The organism is Alteromonas sp. 4NS20-0143, assembly GCF_057542855.1.
This window is the reverse complement of sequence record NZ_BAAJLR010000001.1, coordinates 313,995-329,438: the sequence shown is the minus strand read 5'-3', so window position 1 is coordinate 329,438 and position 15,444 is coordinate 313,995. Positions and strand designations below refer to the sequence as shown.

12 protein-coding genes are annotated in these 15,444 nt (G+C 43.9%); 8 read left to right on the top strand and 4 right to left on the bottom strand.

The annotated features are described in order from the left end of the window. Nucleotides 1-303: 303 nt before the first annotated feature. On the bottom strand, nt 304-495 hold the full coding sequence (locus AC27HD_RS01340) for a hypothetical protein (RefSeq protein WP_487103298.1): 192 nt from the start codon (nt 493-495) through the stop codon (nt 304-306). 31 nt (nt 496-526) lie between these two features. Between AC27HD_RS01340 and AC27HD_RS01335 the strand changes: the two genes are divergently transcribed. The 7 genes from AC27HD_RS01335 to AC27HD_RS01305 all read left to right on the top strand — a co-directional run bounded on the left by AC27HD_RS01335 (nt 527) and on the right by AC27HD_RS01305 (nt 6,711). Next, a complete protein-coding gene (locus AC27HD_RS01335) occupies nt 527-1,075 on the top strand; it encodes an rRNA large subunit pseudouridine synthase E (protein ID WP_487103296.1) in 549 nt (182 codons plus the stop codon). Nucleotides 1,076-1,446: 371 nt separating this feature from the next. Further along, nucleotides 1,447-2,556 carry a tRNA 2-thiouridine(34) synthase MnmA gene (mnmA, locus tag AC27HD_RS01330; protein ID WP_032096813.1) on the top strand — a complete coding sequence of 370 codons (1,110 nt, stop codon included), beginning with the start codon at nt 1,447-1,449 and terminating at the stop codon, nt 2,554-2,556. Beyond that, nucleotides 2,556-3,182: a high frequency lysogenization protein HflD gene (hflD, locus tag AC27HD_RS01325; RefSeq protein ID WP_487103294.1), complete on the top strand. Its 627-nt coding sequence runs from the start codon at nt 2,556-2,558 to the stop codon at nt 3,180-3,182. Before mnmA ends, hflD begins: the two co-directional genes overlap by 1 nt. Nucleotides 3,183-3,226: 44 nt before the next feature. Beyond that, on the top strand, nt 3,227-4,594 hold the full coding sequence (purB, locus tag AC27HD_RS01320; RefSeq protein ID WP_032096528.1) for an adenylosuccinate lyase: 1,368 nt from the start codon (nt 3,227-3,229) through the stop codon (nt 4,592-4,594). A 107-nt stretch (nt 4,595-4,701) separates the two neighbouring features. Further along, nucleotides 4,702-5,814: a cupin domain-containing protein gene (locus AC27HD_RS01315; protein WP_032096529.1), complete on the top strand. Its 1,113-nt coding sequence runs from the start codon at nt 4,702-4,704 to the stop codon at nt 5,812-5,814. Between the two features lie 21 nt (nt 5,815-5,835). After that, nucleotides 5,836-6,294 carry a GNAT family N-acetyltransferase gene (locus tag AC27HD_RS01310; RefSeq protein WP_487103291.1) on the top strand — a complete coding sequence of 153 codons (459 nt, stop codon included), beginning with the start codon at nt 5,836-5,838 and terminating at the stop codon, nt 6,292-6,294. A 198-nt stretch (nt 6,295-6,492) separates the two neighbouring features. Then, on the top strand, nt 6,493-6,711 hold the full coding sequence (locus tag AC27HD_RS01305; protein WP_032096531.1) for a PGPGW domain-containing protein: 219 nt from the start codon (nt 6,493-6,495) through the stop codon (nt 6,709-6,711). Between the two features lie 134 nt (nt 6,712-6,845). On the opposite strand, the gene ppsA is transcribed toward AC27HD_RS01305, so the two are convergent. Next, nucleotides 6,846-9,221 carry a phosphoenolpyruvate synthase gene (gene ppsA, locus AC27HD_RS01300; protein ID WP_032096532.1) on the bottom strand — a complete coding sequence of 792 codons (2,376 nt, stop codon included), beginning with the start codon at nt 9,219-9,221 and terminating at the stop codon, nt 6,846-6,848. A 263-nt stretch (nt 9,222-9,484) separates the two neighbouring features. Here ppsA and ppsR point away from each other — a divergent pair, with 263 nt between their 5' ends. Next, on the top strand, nt 9,485-10,297 hold the full coding sequence (gene ppsR / locus AC27HD_RS01295) for a posphoenolpyruvate synthetase regulatory kinase/phosphorylase PpsR (RefSeq protein ID WP_349377262.1): 813 nt from the start codon (nt 9,485-9,487) through the stop codon (nt 10,295-10,297). Nucleotides 10,298-10,523: 226 nt separating this feature from the next. Here the strand turns inward: ppsR and AC27HD_RS01290 are convergent, their stop codons facing one another. Beyond that, nucleotides 10,524-12,545, bottom strand: coding sequence for a tetratricopeptide repeat-containing sulfotransferase family protein (locus tag AC27HD_RS01290; protein WP_487103288.1), 2,022 nt, complete (start codon nt 12,543-12,545; stop codon nt 10,524-10,526). Between the two features lie 95 nt (nt 12,546-12,640). Then, on the bottom strand, nt 12,641-15,331 hold the full coding sequence (locus tag AC27HD_RS01285) for a TonB-dependent receptor (RefSeq protein WP_032096535.1): 2,691 nt from the start codon (nt 15,329-15,331) through the stop codon (nt 12,641-12,643). Nucleotides 15,332-15,444: the final 113 nt, after the last annotated feature.

The window sequence follows — 15,444 nt, the reverse complement described above, 5'->3', positions numbered from 1 at the left end:
ACTCTTTCGCCTTACAAAGCATTGCTGTCTGTAAACGCGATAATTTTCTTTCGTCTTCGTTTTCCGCCGCACATCCTTTTAACAATGTGCTTAAGCGGCGTGTCTTTGTGACAATCAATGCTACAAGTCATTGCAACAAACGCCCTTCACATATCACTCTGTCATTTTACAACGGATAAACGAATGCACAGCCTATAACATTAGCTGCGTTCATTAGTATAGGGTCGAAAGTTCGAGTTACAAGTCATACCATTGTCTTAGTGATAAAGATCAACGTATTAATTGGCAATTTGGTCTGAAAAGTCAGAGAAATACAGGGGGAAATACAGGAACCATTATTTGAACCGTGCTACGATCGTTAACATGCTGAGGGTGATAAAAATGCACTAAATAGGTATAAACACCATAAGGGTTATGCTTGATGAGCGATATCCAAAGCATAGTTTCGTCACGCAAGTGAAAACCGCGACGCAGCATCCGTATTTTTGACAACACGTAAATCAATCCTACTTTAAACAGGCTTTCTATGCAGTCCGATACAAAAGTTATTCTTTTCAACAAACCGTTCCAGGTGCTCTCTCAATTTACCGATGCAGATGGTCGCGAAACGTTAAAAGACTATATAGAGGTTCCTGATGTGTATGCGGCGGGCCGACTAGACAGAGACTCTGAAGGACTTTTAGTGCTTACCAACAATGGTAAATTACAGCACAAACTTGCCCACCCAAAAGCTAAAACCAGCAAAACCTATTGGGCTCAAGTTGAAGGCATACCAGATAATGCCGCTATTCAGTCACTGCAAGCGGGTGTAGAGCTGAAAGACGGCATGACTCAACCTGCAAAAGTTAAATTAATGTCTGAGCCTACGGTATGGGATAGGCATCCCCCTGTAAGGTTTCGTCAATCTATTCCTACTTCATGGCTTGAAATTACTATTACCGAAGGACGTAACAGGCAAGTTAGACGAATGACGGCTCACGTGGGCTACCCTACTCTACGCCTGATTCGTTATCGTGTTGGAAACTGGACCATAGACGGCATTCAAAACGGCAAGTTCGTAAGCATTGATGCATAGTGTGTAAAATAGTGTGATGAAATAACTTAATGAAATAGCCACTGTGTTTTGAGAGCCTGTATTCGGTACTAGGAGATGCGCCTTTTTAGCCTTAGCTCCTATGGTGGATAAAGAGTCAAAACAACTGTTCATATTGAAATTAGATTTAAACACCCTACCTTATAAGCTATGCCGTATTGAAAAGATATTAGCGTGAATTACCCCTCCAATTCTGATAAAATCCGCGACCTAAAAATTGATACGCAAGCAAGTTGTCGTTCATTTAGAGAGCGACATTGAAAAACCGGTCAAAAAGCCGGTTGAAAGAACTATCCCAGAGAACAGCTTGGGTTTTTCCTGCAATTTCCTAATTATTGAGTGTGCAAGACGTAGTGACTGACATAGATTCAAACGCCAGCAAAAAAGTTATTGTCGGAATGTCCGGCGGTGTAGATTCATCCGTTTCAGCTTACCTGCTTCAACAGCAGGGGTATCAGGTTGAAGGGCTTTTCATGAAAAATTGGGAAGAAGATGACAACGACGAATATTGCGCCGCAGCTGAAGACTTAAAAGATGCCCAAGCAGTCGCTGACAAGCTTGGCATGGAACTGCATACAATCAACTTTGCTGCAGAGTACTGGGATAACGTATTCGAATATTTCCTTGAAGAATACAAGGCGGGTAGAACACCAAACCCCGACATTATGTGCAACAAGGAAATTAAATTTAAAGCGTTTCTAGAATTTGCGGCAGAAGACTTAGGCGCCGACTATATTGCAACGGGTCATTATGTACGCCGTCGCGAGGTTGACGGTCAATGGCAAATGCTGCGCGGGTTAGACAACAACAAAGACCAAAGCTACTTTCTTTATACACTAGGCGAAGAGCACGTCGCCAAAACGTTGTTTCCAGTAGGAGACATTGAAAAGCCACTGGTTAGAAAAATAGCTGAAGAACAAGGTCTAATTACCCATGATAAAAAAGATTCCACTGGCATCTGTTTTATCGGTGAACGAAAATTCAAAGACTTTTTAGCGCAGTACCTGCCTGCACAGCCAGGTATTATTGAAACCGCTGAAGGTGAGGAAATAGGCAAGCACGAAGGCTTGATGTATCACACATTAGGCCAGCGTAAAGGGCTTCATATTGGCGGCCTTGCCAAATTTGGTGAAGACCCATGGTACGTAGTAGATAAAGATGTAGCACGTAACGTCCTTATTGTAGGTCAAGGTGCAGACCACCCTCGTCTCTATTCAAAAGGTTTAGTGGCGAAACAGCTACACTGGGTTGACCGCGAAAATGTGAGTGCACCGTTTAAAGCTATGGTGAAAACACGATATCGCCAGGCTGATATCCCTTGTACCATTACGCCGAAAGACAATGACACTATCGAAGTCATGTTCGACGAGCCACAAAAAGCCGTTACTCCAGGCCAATCAGCCGTTTTTTACCTCGATGAAGTATGTTTAGGTGGCGGTATTATTGAGAGCTATATCCGATAATGTTAGATGCAGATATTGAAGATAACTTAGCCCTTGCTGGTGTATGCCAAGCGGCAGCGCTTGTTCAGCAACTGGCAAGAAAAGGTACAGCAGATAGTGACGCCATTGAGGCTAGTTTATCAAGTATCCTTGTTACCGACCCAGAAACACCACAGCAGGTGTTTGGTCAACTGAGCAACCTGCAGTTGGGATACTCTACGCTGGTTTCACAACTATCCGACAAGCAGGCAACCAAAGATACAGAGCTTACTCGTTACATTGCGAGTATTCTTGGCCTTGAGCGCAAGCTAGCGCGCAAATCAAAAGCCATGCACGAGCTGGGCGACCGCATTTCACACGTTCAGCGACAGCTTGCCCACGTGGACTTTCAAAATCCACAAATTGTGTCTTCCCTTGCAAGTATATACAGCGATGTTGTTAGCCCGCTTGCGCCGAAAATTCAGGTTGCAGGCAATCCCGATTACCTAAGCCAACCGGGTACCCAACATAAAGTGCGAGCAATATTACTGTCAGGTGTTAGAGCGGCGGTAATGTGGCGCCAAATGGGTGGTAAAAGACGCAACATTTTGTTCAAGCGCAAACAAATTTTAAGTAGTGCTGTTAAAGCGCTCAGATTAATCAACTAGTGCCGTTAAGGCGCTCATACTAATAAACTAGTGAGGAGCTCAAGGTGGAACTGAGTCAGTTAACTGCAATTTCCCCTGTCGATGGTCGATATGCTGGCAAAAGCGTAGAATTACGCAGTATTTTTAGCGAGTATGGCTTATTAAAGTACCGAGTAGAAGTAGAGGTTCGTTGGCTACAAATGCTGTCGAACAACGAGCACATTGAGGAAGTTCCCGCTTTTTCTGAATCAGCAAATACGCTGTTAGACAGTATTGTGGCTGATTTCAGTGTTGAAGATGCCACTCGTATAAAAGATATCGAGCGCACCACTAACCACGATGTAAAAGCGGTTGAGTATTTTCTAAAAGAAAAGGTGGCGGATAACGCTGAGCTTTCAGCAGTTAACGAATTTATTCACTTTGCATGTACATCAGAAGACATCAATAACCTTTCTCACGGACTTATGCTTAATGAAGCCCGCGAAAGCGTTATATTACCTTACTGCGATAAACTCATAGATGCGCTTATTACACTAGCGAAAAAGTATCAATCGGTACCTATGATGGCAAGAACACACGGCCAGCCTGCATCGCCTACCACTATGGGTAAGGAAATGGCAAACGTGGCTATCCGCCTTAAGCGCCAGCGCACGCAAATCGCAAATGTAGAGTTGTTAGGTAAAATCAATGGTGCTGTGGGTAATTACAACGCTCACTTATCTGCGTATAAAGATGTAGATTGGCACAGTGTGTCAGAAGGCTTTGTAACATCGCTAGGCCTAACGTGGAACCCATACACTACGCAAATCGAACCCCACGACTACATTGCCGAGATGTTTGATGCTATTGCCCGCTTTAATACTATCCTTATCGACTTTGATAGAGATGTATGGGGCTACATTGCACTGGGTCACTTTAAGCAAAAAACCGTTGCCGGCGAAATTGGTTCATCAACTATGCCGCATAAAGTGAACCCTATCGATTTTGAGAACTCAGAAGGCAACCTAGGTCTGGCCAACGCTATTTTTGATCACCTAGCCGCTAAGCTGCCTATTTCTCGTTGGCAGCGTGACCTTACCGATTCAACCGTTTTGCGTAATTTAGGTGTGGGTGTGGGTTATGCAGTAATTGCATACCAAGCTACGCTTAAAGGCATTAGTAAGCTTGAGGTAAACGAAAAAAGCCTCACTAACGAGCTTAATAATAATTGGGAGCTTCTTGCTGAGCCAATTCAAACCGTGATGCGTCGCTATGGTATAGAAAAGCCCTATGAAAAATTAAAAGAACTGACTCGCGGTAAGAAGGTAGATGCTGACGGTATCGCAGCTTTTATTGATAATCTTGAAATGCCAGAGTCTGCAAAAGATGAGCTAAAAGCACTAACGCCAGCTAATTACATTGGCGATGCGATTAGGCTTGTAGACCAGCTGTAACAAGTGTAAATACTAGGGTGTATTAGCCCTATCAAAGCGCGGTTATTTACCGCGCTTTTTTCTTTCTCTCTTTCCTTTTTTAGCGAGCCTTTTTAGCGAGACACTATATGCAAAACTTTGATATCGACACATTTCTCAATGAATACTGGCAGCAGAAACCCGTTGTACTTAAAGGTTTTTTTAAAAACTTTGCCGACCCTATTGATGAAAACGACCTCGCGGGCTTAGCACAAGAGAGTGAAGTAGACAGCAGAATAATCAGCCATGACAATGGGCAGTGGCATGTAGAAGAAGGGCCAATACAAGACTTCGAGCGCGTATGCCAAGGACACTGGACATTACTCGTTCAAGGTGTGGACAAATACATTGGGGACGTAACACCCCTGCTCGCGCCTTTCTCATTTATTCCAAATTGGCGCCTTGACGACCTAATGGTTAGTTTTGCAACCGAAGGCGCAGGCGTTGGTGCTCATATCGATCAGTACGACGTATTTTTAGTGCAGGGAAAAGGCTCTCGACGGTGGCGAGTAGGCGAACCAGGTAATTATGCTGAGATACATCCCCATGGAAAGCTTCGTCAAATTGAAGATTTCTCCCCTATCATTGATGAAACAATGATGCCAGGCGATGTACTTTATGTACCGCCAGGTTGGCCTCATGACGGTAAAACAATAGAAGACAGCTTGACCTATTCCGTTGGTTATCGTGCACCTGATAATCTTCAGCTTGCAGAAAGCCTAGCGATGATGCTTGATAAAGGAACGGGCAACCAGCGTTTTAGCGACCCTTCTCGCCCTGCCACAGTACAACCCGCAAAAGTTATTGCTGGCGATGTGAATGCGCTAAAACAACAGTTAATCGACACCATTAATTCAAAGGATTATACCCACTCACTGTTAGAAGCAATGAGCGAACAAGGTATTCCTGAGTTTCCATTAGAACAAGAAGTTAGCATTGAGCAAGTGTCTAACGACCTTGCAACGGGCCTAAGCTTTCAGCCCGCACCAGGTATAAGACCATTGCTGTGCGATGGTACGAACGGACTACCGCTAGCTTTATATGTCAATGGTAGCCGATTTGATGTGACCGAGAACGATATTGAGTGGTATGAAATACTTGCCTCAGGCAACACGTTCGATGCCACGTCGAGCCAAGATGCCCCCTCTTTTGCATTTTTGCAGACATTAACTACACTTATTAATAACGGATATTGGGAATAGTTAATAGGGTGGAATGCCACTATGGCGTTTACGGTAAAAAGCGTCGACTGGGAAAATGGAAAGCCAATCATTCAATCACTCAGAAAAAGTGTGTTTGTAGTTGAGTGGCGAATTCCGCAGGACAGTGAATTTGATGATCAAGACAGCACGGCAACGCACGTTCTTATTATAGACGGGGACGACGAGGCGGTTGCCACTGCTCGGCTCACTAGAGGGGGCGAATTAGGGCGAATAGCAGTGAAACGAAGCCATCGAACCCTGTCTATTTATAAAACGTTATTTGCCGCGCTTCTTAAAACTGCAAAACAACAGTCTTTTCCTACACTCAATGTGGTTTGTAACCTCGACAGCGTTGCCTATCATCGCTCAATTGGTTTTAAACCCGCGGGTAGAGTATTTATGGATGCAGGCGTGCCGAGGCAGCGTCTTAAATGTAAGGCTAAACAGTTTCCCCTCCCCGACGTTACCCAGTTGCACTGACACCACTTTTACTACTGCTAGTGTATTCAGTGCCCCCTCTTCCAAAGAACGATATCTACACTTAGTTACATTTAACTTATTGGCTTTTACCTAACTAAAGCGCATTATTCAGATATATAAAGTACGAACACATGCTTTTAGTAGTAACAGCGTTTTTGTCGTCTTTGTATCAAGACATATTCAGCGGGATAGATAAACATGAAGACAGTGCGATTAACCATTGGTGGGTTGCTGCTAATCAGCGGTATTATCCTTACCTTATTACCTGGCTCTATTCTCCTTGTACTTGGGGGGTTGATGCTGCTCAGTTACGATTGGCCCCGCGCTCGCGGATGGCTTAAGTTTAGCCAAAAATCGATGACAACCAGTGCGAGAAAATTAGACCGCATAATGTTAATGCGTCGGTTAAGAAAGTAGCGCTGAAAAACGAGGCTAACTAGCAGTTAACTAGCCGAGCTCTGAACACGAGCTCTGAACAAGTACTATGAACACGAACTATGAACATAAAAAAACCGCTCAATTGAGCGGTTTTTTCGTTTTACTTTTGGCGTTTACTGTCCGTGCTTTTCAGCAAGGTACAACCATGTTTCGACTACTGAATCAGGGTTTAACGATACAGAGTCAATGCCCTCAGCCACTAGCCAGGCTGCAAAGTCTTCGTGATCCGATGGACCCTGTCCACAGATACCCACGTACTTGCCACGCTTCTTAGCGGCTCTGATTGCCATAGACAACAGGGCTTTTACTGCATCATCACGTTCATCGAACAAGTGAGCAATAAGACCACTGTCACGATCTAGCCCCAAGGTAAGTTGGGTAAGGTCGTTAGAGCCAATTGAGAAGCCGTCAAAGATATCTAAGAACTGGTCAGCAAGCAGTGCGTTTGACGGTAACTCACACATCATAATGATGCGCAGACCTTTGTCGCCCTTCTTAAGCCCTTGCTCTTCTAGAAGCTCAATAACTTTACGTCCCTCTTCAACGGTTCTCACAAATGGGATCATGATTTCCACATTCGTAAGGTCCATCTTGTTGCGAACGCGCTTTATCGCTTCACACTCTAAAGCGAAACAGTCCCTGAAGTCTTCTGAGATATAGCGGCTTGCACCACGGAATCCCAGCATTGGATTTTCTTCATCAGGCTCGTACTGATAACCACCAACAAGGTTGAAGTATTCATTCGACTTAAAGTCAGACATACGAACGATAACTTTTTCAGGCGCAAATGCTGCACCAATGGTTGAGATACCCTCAACAAGTTTCTCGATGTAGTATTCCGTTGGCGACTCGTAACCCGCTATCATATCGGTAATTTCTTCTTTTAACTCTTCAGGCTGGCTGTCGAAGTTAAGAAGGGCTTTAGGGTGAACGCCTATCATTCTGTTGATGATAAATTCTAAACGGGCAAGGCCTACTCCTGCATGAGGAAGACGTGCAAAGTCGAATGCGCGATCCGGATTGCCCACGTTCATCATTACGTTAAGAGGAAGGTCTGGCATAGAATCGATGCGTGAGGTTACAACATCAAACTCAAGCACGTCACCATAGATGTAACCAGTATCACCCTCTGCGCACGACACGGTAATTCTATCGCCGTTTTGAATGCTGTCTGTTGCGTTAGTACAACCCACAACCGCAGGGATACCCAGCTCACGAGCAATGATTGCTGCGTGACAAGTTCGTCCACCGCGGTTGGTCACAATCGCTGATGCTTTTTTCATGATAGGTTCCCAATCAGGGTCTGTCATGTCGGTAACTAACACATCGCCCGCTTGGATCTTATCCATCTCTTCGATAGAGCCTAAAACTTTCGCGACGCCTGCACCAATTTTATGGCCAATAGCGCGACCTTCGCAAACAATGTTGCTTTGGCCTTTAAGCTGGAAACGCTCAATACTTTGAGAATCTTCACGGCTACGAACTGTTTCTGGACGAGCCTGTACGATGTAAAGCTTGCCGTCTACACCGTCTTTGGCCCATTCAATATCCATAGGACGCTTGTAGTGCTTTTCAATGATCTGTGCTTGTTTAGCTAGCTCCATCACCTCATCGTCGGTTAACGAGAAAGTTTTACTCTGAACTGGCTCAATATCCACAATTGAAACCTGCTTGCCGTGAGCTTCATCATCAGAATAAATCATTTTAGTAAGCTTGCTGCCAATGTTACGACGAACAATAGCGGGTAAACCTTTATCCAGGGTTGGCTTGTGCACATAAAACTCGTCAGGGTTTACCGCACCCTGAACAACCATTTCGCCTAAACCAAACGAGCTAGTGATGAACACAACATCTTCAAAGCCTGACTCAGTATCGATGGTGAACATAACGCCCGAAGACGCGATATCACTGCGCACCATGCGCTGAATACCTGCCGATAGCGCAACACCTTTATGGTCGTAACCTTGGTGCACGCGATAAGAAATGGCGCGGTCATTAAACAATGAAGCAAATACGTGTTTAATGGCTACCATCACTGAGTCGTAGCCTTTCACGTTCAAAAAGGTTTCTTGTTGCCCAGCAAATGACGCATCTGGCATGTCTTCTGCGGTAGCTGAAGAACGAACTGCAAAAGAGGCCTCATCTCCTGCATCACCCTGCAAAGTGACAAATGCATCTCTGATAGCGTCTTCGAGTTGTGGTTGGAACGGCGTGTCGATAATCCATTGGCGAATGTTCTTACCCGCTTCAGTAAGTGCGCCAATATCGTCAACGTCTAACGCATCTAGCGTTTCGTGAATTTTTGCCTCTAACCCGCTCTGTTCTAAAAACGCATTAAACGCTTCGGCGGTTGTTGCAAAGCCACCTGGCACCTGCACACCGGCGTTTGAAAGGTTTGAAATCATCTCGCCCAATGATGCATTTTTGCCGCCTACGCGACCTACATCGTGCATGCCCAGTTCTTGATACCAAAGTACGTAATCTTGCACAGCCCAAGCCTCCAGCTTTTTTTTGTGTAGGGTATGAGGTTAATTTCAGGTTTTATTGATTTTATTACCTGAAAAAATTCAATTCGTTAGTCGAAATGTTGATAGCCATTACTTTTAGCGCGACATCGTAAGTCTGTTTTAAATGGTCGTCATTCGCGATAAGCGTCTGGCTTTTCGACGAAATCATCATAGAATGGGCGTATTAAGAATGTAAACTCTTTATTAATTCTGTAATTAAATTACGACAATGTTAAGGATATGTTGTGAGAACAGCTTTTTATATTTCAGATGGTACAGCCATCACATCAGAGGTGTTTGGTCACGCTCTACTATCATTATTCCCCGTTGAGTTTAATCACAACACCATCCCATTTGTAGAAACTGAGGAAGAAGCGCAGAAAGTTTTAGAACAAATTTCTGAAAGTTTTCAAGATACCGGAGAACGACCGCTCGTTTTTTATACAATTGTGAATGTAGATGTTCGCAAAATTATCTCTAAATCGGTCGGTATTAACTACAATTTCCTCGACCAATTTGTTGCTCCATTAGAAAAAGTGCTTGGCGTGCCGTCAAAACCAGAAAAACATCGCACGCACAGTATTCACGAAACAACCTACGATATTCGTATTGAGGCGGTAAATTACGCATTAGCAAATGATGATGGCTCAAACTTAAAAGACTATGACGAAGCGGATATTATTCTCACAGGTGTATCTCGCTCAGGAAAAACACCAACAAGTTTATATTTGGCGCTTCAGTTTGGAATAAAAGCCGCTAATTACCCGTTTACTGAAGAAGACATGGGAGACATGCTTAAGCTACCTCCAGCGTTAAGACGTTATAAAAACAAACTGTTTGGTTTGACTATTCAGCCAGAACGTTTGCATCAAATACGCTCTGAGCGACGTGCCAACAGTAAGTATGCATCGATGCAGCAATGTCGGATGGAGTTAAGAGAAGTGGAAAATTTGTACCGCAAAGAAAAGATTCCTTTTTTGAACAGTACTAAGTATTCCATTGAAGAAATATCAGCAAAGATCTTAGCCGAAACCGGACTTAAGCGAAGAAAATATTAGTAATGCTATATGCGGTATAAGAACAGGCTGGGAAATAGCCGTTTACAGTCAATATAAGCTAAAACGAAAAAAGCAGCCTAGGCTGCTTTTTTCGTCATTACATTATATGGCTTGTTATCTTGCCGTATACTCTAACCTTTTACTATTAGCTTCTGCTTTAGCCCTTTACGTTAAGTTCTTTTTCTAGTCTTTTAATCAAAGCTAAGCCTCGCTGCGCTAGGCAACACTAAGACCGTAAACGAGTTAACGCTTGTTTCAGCTCTGCCAAATACTCCTCAAAAGGCTTCCATTGTTCCATACCTGTTTTGTAAATAGGCTGGCGAACTTGCTCTGAGCTTGGGGTTTTGATAACCCGCTTTGTTTCATAAAATGAGAGGCAACTTTCTTCAAAAGGAAGGTCGCAAAACGCGAGTATGCGCTTTACCTGCCCTTCTAGATCATCAAGCACATCTTCATGCTGCACCGTTAATATTTCACCGGGAAGTACTGATTTCCAATGAGTCATTAACGCTTCATAAGCGACATAGTAACGGCCAATATCGTCTTGTCCGTAGCTGAACTCTTGCCCTTCTCCAAACAATTGCTTAAAGCCACTGAAGCAACAATCCATGGGCGCCCTGCGAGCATCAATAATTTTTGCGTTAGGAAGTATTTTTTTGATAAGGCCGATATGAATAAAGTTATTCGGCATTTTATCAATAAAAAATGGAGCACCCTGACGATAAGCTTGAGTTTGATCAATATATCGCTGACCCAGTGCCTTACACGCTTCATCGTCTAATTCATTTACATTAAACGGATAAGGCGTTTTTTTATGACTCAGTGAAGAAGCAATTCCCAATACGTCATGCAGCTCCATAGTGCCATCTACCATAGAATGAGAGGCCAGTATTTGCTCAAGTAAGGTTGAGCCAGCGCGCGGCAGGCCGACAATAAAAATAGGGTCTGGTGCCTGACAGCCTTGGGCCTTATTAAAGCTTTCTGCATTAAAGGCCTCTTGCTGTGCTGCTAACGCCGCTTCAGTTTTTCCAATATCAAACTGTAAGGTTCGTTTTTTAAGCGCGTTGCCTAGGCTGTAATAGTGAAACGCGGTTTTAGCGTCTTTTCTATCTTCAAAACCTTTACCCAATGCAAAACAAAGATGAATTTTGTCATCTAATTTCGTCGACGCCAACGACTCCTGCTCAACCATTTTATCCATTGTTTTATCATCAAAACGGTAGGTTTTAGTATTGGCTAAGCTCCAGTAGGCATCACCAAAATCAGCGGCAAAAGCAATTGATTTTTGATAAGCGCTTACCGCTTGCTCCATGTTACCTTGCGCTTTGTAAGCATGACCCAGAGCAACCCACAACGCAGGGCGATCGTCATTGGCAGATAATAGTTCTTGGTATATGTGAATTGCCTCATCTAAGGAACCAATGCCTACCAGGGCATGAGCCAGTGAGACTTGCACGGTAAAATTATCCGGTGATAGCGCCAAGCGTTTTTTAGCCAGCGCCGCTGCTTCAGGAAATTTTCCTAACTTTGATAACAGGCTTTGAAAAGCCGCAGCGGCTCTGTCATTGTCGGGATACATTTCAACGCAGCTTTCTAATAAAAACTCAGCGTCGCTGTATACCTTTAATTGAATGCCTAATTCAGCAAGCAGCATCATGGCTTCGGGGTGATGCTTGTTATTAGTAAGAAACTGCCTGCAAACCTGTTCAGCCTTGTGTAATTGGCCTTCGTGCATTAAATCTGTAGCACCTAATAGCGGTTTTGGCAGTGAGGTTAAAAATTGAATTTGCTGCTGACACAATGTCAGTGCTTGCTTCTGGTCATCTCTTTTATACACTTTTTCGAGCTGTTGCCACGATGCAAGTAATGCAGGATTAAATCGAGTAGCTTGATAAAAGCTGTGGGCAGACTTTTTACCGTCTATGTTCGCGTAGCAGTAACCCAGTTCTTGAAACGCTCTTCCGTAATCTGGAAATAAAGCAATAACGTTATCAAGAGTAGCAATCGCATTTTGCGTGTTACCTGATAGCCTGTAGGCGACCGCTTGTAAATACAGCGCTTCACGCTGTGCATCACTGCTGAGCCCAGTTTCACCTGCGTTACTAGCTTCAATTAGACCAGCGTCTGTCACATTAGATTGAGTCTGTGCAGTCAGCAATTCACTACATTGCGTAATCACCGATTGAAAGTGAGACTGCATTAATGATTTCTTAATAGTAAGAAGTATTTGTTGTTCTTTTGTATTCATCTATACAGCATGCCTAAAAATAGAAAAAACGGCAAACCCGAAAGTTTACCGTTTTAATTTTTACCTATGGCTTAGCCAATGTCTCAAACAATAACTTAATAGTAGTCGTAAGAGAAACGCATTCCGATAGTGCGAGGTCTGTTTGTAACTACTTTTGGCGTAAACTGTTGCGTATCGATGTTTAACACCGCTCGCTCATCAAATACATTATCAATGTATAGTTCAGCTTTCCACACGTCGTTAGTAACACCTACTGCTAAGTTAGCAAGGAAGTATGACTCTTGAACATAACGGCCGCCTCGGAAGGTTTCACCGTTTGAATCTGCGTAAGTAACACCTTCATATACAGCTGCTTCTTGCTCTATTTTAAGACCAGAACCTGTGCCGTATATATTCTGAGTGGCATCTTCCATTACGAAAGCATCCATTACCATGCCTGCATAACGGTCACCCGTGTAGCTTACAGAGCCGTTAACGTAACCACGCTTTCCGCCTTCAAGTTCAAAGAAGTAACGTGCGTTAATGTTACCAGAGAATTCTGCAGAGTAAGGTAGTTGTGAACCAACACCTGCCGCAATACCTTCAAGCTCAGAGTTTACGCTTGTTAGTTCCGTGTCTAATATACTAAATGCTGCATTAATAACTAAGTCGTCAGTGGCAAGCCACGTTAAATCAGCATCTAACCCTTTTATCTCAGCATCACCAACGTTATCAGTAAATACTAGGAATGAGATATTTGTGGGGTCGTAACGTGACGTTTGAAGGTCGGTAATTTCTGAGTAGTACGCAGTCGCGTTTACACGGAATAGACCGTCAAAGAAGTCGCCTTTTAAACCAAGCTCGTAGTTATCTAGCGTATCCGTTGTCGAATACACTGGAATACGGAAGTTGTTAAACTTACCTTCTTGGTTCGTTGACAAACCACCGCCAACACGGTTCGTTACTGGAGGACGGAAACCTTCAGAGTAGTTAGCGAATACGAGTACGTCTTTATTCACTTTATAATCGAGTGAAAATTTGAAAATGGTGTCGTCAACCGTTAGCACACCGTTGCTATCAAGAAGGTCTGTTTCTAATTGACCGCTTTGAATAGCTGCATTAACGGCATCAGGGTCTAAGCCCACTGCTGCTAATTCGTCAGCATCTTGGGTACCAAATGCACGAATTCGGCGAGTTACGTCCACAGTAGATGTTGAACCTACGTAGATATCGTCAATTTGATACCAACGAGCACCAATACTGGCAGTTAACTTCTCTGTTAGGTCGTACTCAACCTGGCCAAATACCGCTATCTGTTCAATAGTATGGGTAATGTCGTTAACAAAACTTACTTCAGCTGGGAATGGTCCGCCGTCGCTATTGATGCCTTCGTTACCAACTAGCGTGCGTTGAAGGTTATCAAAAAGTTCTGTGTTAGCGATTTTGAACTGGCCAACGGTGGCTACTTCTTGTTCGTCGTAGAACAAACCAGCAGTTACACGCCAAGGCGTATCCATAGTGGTATTGAAGCGCAGCTCGTGAGTATTACGTGTAGAAGAAGTATCTTCTTGATAATACTTAGTTGGATCTAGGCAACGCTCATCTGCAGCGTTATCCGGCGTATCATAGTGGTTACAAAGATAATATGCCGAGAACAAACCGCCGTTAGTGTAGCCCGTGTAGTCTGCTAATGTGTCGATATCACGGTCTAAATAACCACCGGTATATACAACATCAAGCTTGTCCATACGACCTTCAACGGTCCACGTTGTAAGACCGAATTCATCTCTGTTTTCATCTGCTTGGAAACGAATAGCAGACGTTTCGCCATCTAACGTTGGGTCGTAAGAAAATACACCTTCAGTGTCTAGCGTTTGCTGAGTATGCTGTACTAGCAAGTCCCAGTCGTCGTTGATGTGATACGACAAACCAAAACGAGCACCAGAGTAAACCGCATCATTGAAATCTTCTTCAACGAGTGCGTCGTTCTGAGGCGATACTACCGATGCTTCCGAACTTGAAGAAATGTTAGGGTTAGTAATGCGGTTAGCATCCATCGCCACTGGGTCGGCAAGTACACCACCAGAAATACGGTCAACAACAACCGCGCTTCCTATATAACCACCCTCACCAGGCACGTTTCTTACGTTGTCAATCCAACCACCTTGTTGGTCGTTGTACGCCGCTACGCGAACTGCTAGGTCGTCGGTAAGTGACATATTGAAGTAGGCCTGAACAGAGTTGCTCATCTCACCGTCTTTGGTGAAGCCAATGTTAGTGTCGAAACCAGCGCCAAAACCTGTATGGTCTGGTTTGTTAGTAATTAAACGAATAGTACCTGCCTGCGAGCTAGCACCAAACAACGTGCCTTGTGGCCCAGGTAGCACTTCAACACGCTCTACGTCAGTGGCGTAAACGTCAAGGTTACGACCTGCCATTGAAACAGGCATTTCATCTAGGTAGAAGGCTACCGAAGGCTGTAATGCTTGGACTGAAGAAAGCATTATATTTGATTGTGTTGTTGCGGCGCCGCGGATGTAAATCTCGTTTTGGCCAGGTCCCGTTCCTTGGAAAACAACGTTAGGTAGGAACTCGACGTACTCTTGGAAGTTATCAATGCCAAGGTTTTCCAAGGCTTTACCGTTAAGAGCTTGAACAGCAACAGGCACGTCTTGAATTGATTCAGTACGTTTTGTTGCAGTGACTTCAATAGTTTCGAGTTTCGCGGGTGCTTTCGACTCCTGCGCGGCTATAGATGTTGTTGCCAATGCAGCGACGATCGCACAGCTAAGCTGAGTTTTACGCATAATGTGTGTTTTCCCTTTGAAAATGGATTTTTTATTCTTCGGATACTGTTTACTTGAAACACGTATCAATAAGATCATCATTATTAACCCACAAACAGAAATTAATTTCTACT